The sequence below is a fragment of the Paenarthrobacter sp. CM16 genome (assembly GCF_013179505.1).
Lineage (GTDB): Bacteria > Actinomycetota > Actinomycetes > Actinomycetales > Micrococcaceae > Arthrobacter.
The window spans coordinates 1-3,010 of record NZ_JABMCX010000420.1 but is presented as its reverse complement, the minus strand read 5'-3'; the positions used below and the strand labels follow the sequence as shown (position 1 = coordinate 3,010).

The following is a 3,010-nucleotide window of genomic DNA, read 5'->3' as shown; positions in this document are numbered from 1 at the left end:
CCGTCAACCTGCGGTGGTTCCGGAAAACTGGCCCCACCCTCGGTGATGTATATCGGGGGGAGGGCTTCCCCGTACCGGTCCTTCATCTGCCTCAGCAATAGCGCCAAATACTCGGGTGCAACAGGCCAGCCGAACCCGGTGGTGTCGTACTCCTGGTAGGCCGCCAGATGGAACGGGACCTTGGTCATCTCGGGAGAAGTTCCCGTGGGGATTTCTGCCGGGCCGGGACCGGAGGCGACCTTGACAGGGTAGTAGTAGTTGAGTCCGTAGAAGTCCAACGGCTGGCTGATCAGCTCAAGATCGCCGTCGTGGACAGTACCAAGGGAGCGGAACCAAGGTTTCATGGGCAGAGGCGGCCTGGGGTACTGGCCAAGCAGTATGGCATCGGCATAGATGCGGTTGAGGATCAGGTCAAGCGCCTGCGCCATGAGCCGGTCGCCGAGACTGGTGCCGGCGGGCTCGACGGGGCAGTGCATATTGGATATGCCGATCTGTCCCTTCACTCCTGCATCCCGGAGTGCGCGTACCGCCATTCCGTGCCCCAGCAATTGATGATGTGCAGCAGGCAGGGAATCGAAAAGCAGCTCCCGGCCCGGGGCATGCACTCCCAACGAGTAACCCTGCACGGTGACGGAGACGGGCTCGTTCATGGTGACCCAGTGATCAACGCGGTCGCCAAAGCGTTCGGCCGCGGCCTCGCAGTAGACGGCGAAGCGTTCGGCTGTGTCCCGGTTCATCCATCCGCCGGCATGCTCCAGTTCCAGCGGGGTATCCCAGTGGTACAGCGTGGCCATGGGGGAGATGCCTGCGGCCAGGAGCTTATCGATGAGACGATCGTAGAAGTCCAGGCCCCGTTGATTGATCGAGCCCTTCCCGCCGGGTTGGATGCGCGGCCACGAAAGCGAAAAGCGGTAGGAGTCCACGCCAAGTTCCTGCATTAAGGCGATGTCTTCATCAGAGCGGTTGTAATGGTCGCACGCTACACTGGGGGAGCCGCCGTCGACTATTGCTCCCGGCTTTTCCGCAAACGCATCCCAGCCGGAAGGGCCGCGGCCATCGGCCGTCAGTGATCCTTCGATCTGGAAAGCAGCCGAGGCCACACCCAGCGTGAAACCGGGACGCAGCCGCGCGGCCAGATCTTCCACGGAGCCTGAATCCTGGACGGTCATGCACCCATCTTCCTCAGGCGCGGGCCGCCGGGCAATGGTCCTTCAAGGGCTCTTATGCCGCCGATTGGCCTTTACTCCGGATTTCCGCCATACTGGATGAGTTGTTCAAGCGCTTCTTCGTGTCCCGATCCGGATAATGCCGGGTGTCAGGGTCCAGGTTGAAGCCCAAACATAACCCTGAACCCCATGGAATGCGGTCGAGTCTGCGTGGAAATCGCGACACGCCCGACCGCGGGGGTCGGTGCGCCGGCAGGTTGAGGAACCCGGAATATCCGGATTCAGCTTGTGCGGCGTGTGGTGGTAAAACCTCAAACGCTTCGGCGGCCACATCAACAGGTAAGTAAACAGAGCAGCCCTAACTAGAGCAGCACTAGCTGAAAGAGAGTCAGGCGACATGGCGGGACAAAAAATCCGCATCCGGCTGAAGTCATATGACCACGAGGTCATTGATGTTTCAGCGCGGAAGATCGTTGAGACGGTCACGCGCGCAGGCGCAACGGTAGTCGGCCCGGTGCCGCTGCCCACGGAGAAGAACGTTTACTGCGTTATTCGCTCTCCTCACAAGTACAAGGACAGCCGTGAGCACTTCGAAATGCGTACTCACAAGCGTCTGATCGACATCATCGACCCCACGCCGAAGGCCGTCGACTCGCTTATGCGTCTCGACCTGCCTGCAGACGTGAACATCGAAATCAAGCTCTAGGGAGGTGCTGAGAGACTATGACCGCAACCCGTAACGTAAAGGGCCTGCTGGGCACGAAGCTCGGCATGACCCAGGTCTGGGACGAGAACAACAAGCTCATCCCGGTAACTGTTGTCCAGGCTGACTCCAACGTCATCACCCAGCTGCGCAACGCAGAGGTAGATGGCTACGTCGCCGTACAGATCGGCTACGGCCAGATCGACCCCCGCAAGGTCACCAAGCCGCTGGCTGGTCACTTTGAAAAGGCCGGCGTCACCCCTCGCCGCCACGTCGTCGAACTGCGTACCGCAGACGCCGCATCCTACGAGCTGGGCCAGGAGCTCTCTGTTGAGATCTTCGAAGCCGGCCAGAAGATCGACGTCGTCGGCACCTCAAAGGGTAAGGGCTTCGCCGGTGTTATGAAGCGTCACGGCTTCCACGGCGTTGGCGCTTCCCACGGTGCCCACAAGAACCACCGTAAGCCTGGCTCCATCGGTGGCGCATCCACCCCGAGCCGCGTCTTCAAGGGCCTGAAAATGGCCGGCCGCATGGGCGCCGAACGTCACACCACGCTGAACCTCACGGTTCACGCAGTTGACGTTGAGAAGTCGCTGCTCCTTATCAAGGGTGCCGTTCCCGGCGCCCGCGGCCAGGTCGTACTCGTACGCACCGCCGTGAAGGGAGCCTAGTTCAATGACTAGCACTGTCAAGGTAGACCTGCCTGCAGAGATCTTCGACGTCCAGACCAACGTGCCGCTGCTGCACCAGGTCGTCGTCGCACAGCTCGCTGCTGCACGCCAGGGTACCCACAAGACGAAGACCCGCGCCGAGGTTTCCGGTGCAGGTCGCAAGCCGTTCAAGCAGAAGGGTACCGGCCGCGCCCGTCAGGGTTCCATCCGTGCTCCTCACATGACCGGCGGTGGCGTTGTCCACGGTCCGACCCCTCGTGACTACAGCCAGCGCACCCCCAAGAAGATGAAGGCTGCTGCACTCCGCGGCGCCCTGTCTGACCGCGCCCGCAACGGCCGCATCCACGTCATCGCTGAACTGGTAGCCGGCACCAAGCCGTCCGCCAAGGACGCACTGGCTTCGCTGCGCTCCGTTACTGAGCGCAAGAACCTGCTCGTCGTTATCGAGCGCGCCAACGATGTTGCTGCAC

General features: G+C 61.6%; 4 protein-coding genes. 3 read left to right on the top strand and 1 reads right to left on the bottom strand.

Going from position 1 to position 3,010, the window contains the following annotated elements; translation table 11 throughout:
• Nucleotides 1-1,169 (bottom strand): glycoside hydrolase family 1 protein (locus HP499_RS22785; RefSeq protein WP_172326345.1); only part of this gene is annotated, 1,169 nt, incomplete at its 3' end.
• A 394-nt stretch (nt 1,170-1,563) separates the two neighbouring features.
• Between HP499_RS22785 and rpsJ the strand changes: the two genes are divergently transcribed.
• From rpsJ to rplD, 3 genes are all read left to right on the top strand, one after another.
• Nucleotides 1,564-1,872 carry a 30S ribosomal protein S10 gene (gene rpsJ, locus HP499_RS22780; protein ID WP_003803825.1) on the top strand — a complete coding sequence of 103 codons (309 nt, stop codon included), beginning with the start codon at nt 1,564-1,566 and terminating at the stop codon, nt 1,870-1,872.
• Between the two features lie 17 nt (nt 1,873-1,889).
• Nucleotides 1,890-2,540 carry a 50S ribosomal protein L3 gene (rplC, locus tag HP499_RS22775; protein WP_026539807.1) on the top strand — a complete coding sequence of 217 codons (651 nt, stop codon included), beginning with the start codon at nt 1,890-1,892 and terminating at the stop codon, nt 2,538-2,540.
• Between the two features lie 4 nt (nt 2,541-2,544).
• Nucleotides 2,545-3,010, top strand: a 466-nt coding sequence (rplD, locus tag HP499_RS22770) for a 50S ribosomal protein L4 (protein ID WP_172326344.1), incomplete at its 3' end; no start/stop codon positions are given.

What these genes read in the sequence shown, in the direction of transcription:
- rpsJ (WP_003803825.1), top strand. Translation starts at nt 1,564, where the DNA reads ATGGCGGGACAAAAAATCCGCATCCGGCTGAAGTCATATGACCACGAG.
- rplC (WP_026539807.1), top strand. Translation starts at nt 1,890, where the DNA reads ATGACCGCAACCCGTAACGTAAAGGGCCTGCTGGGCACGAAGCTCGGC.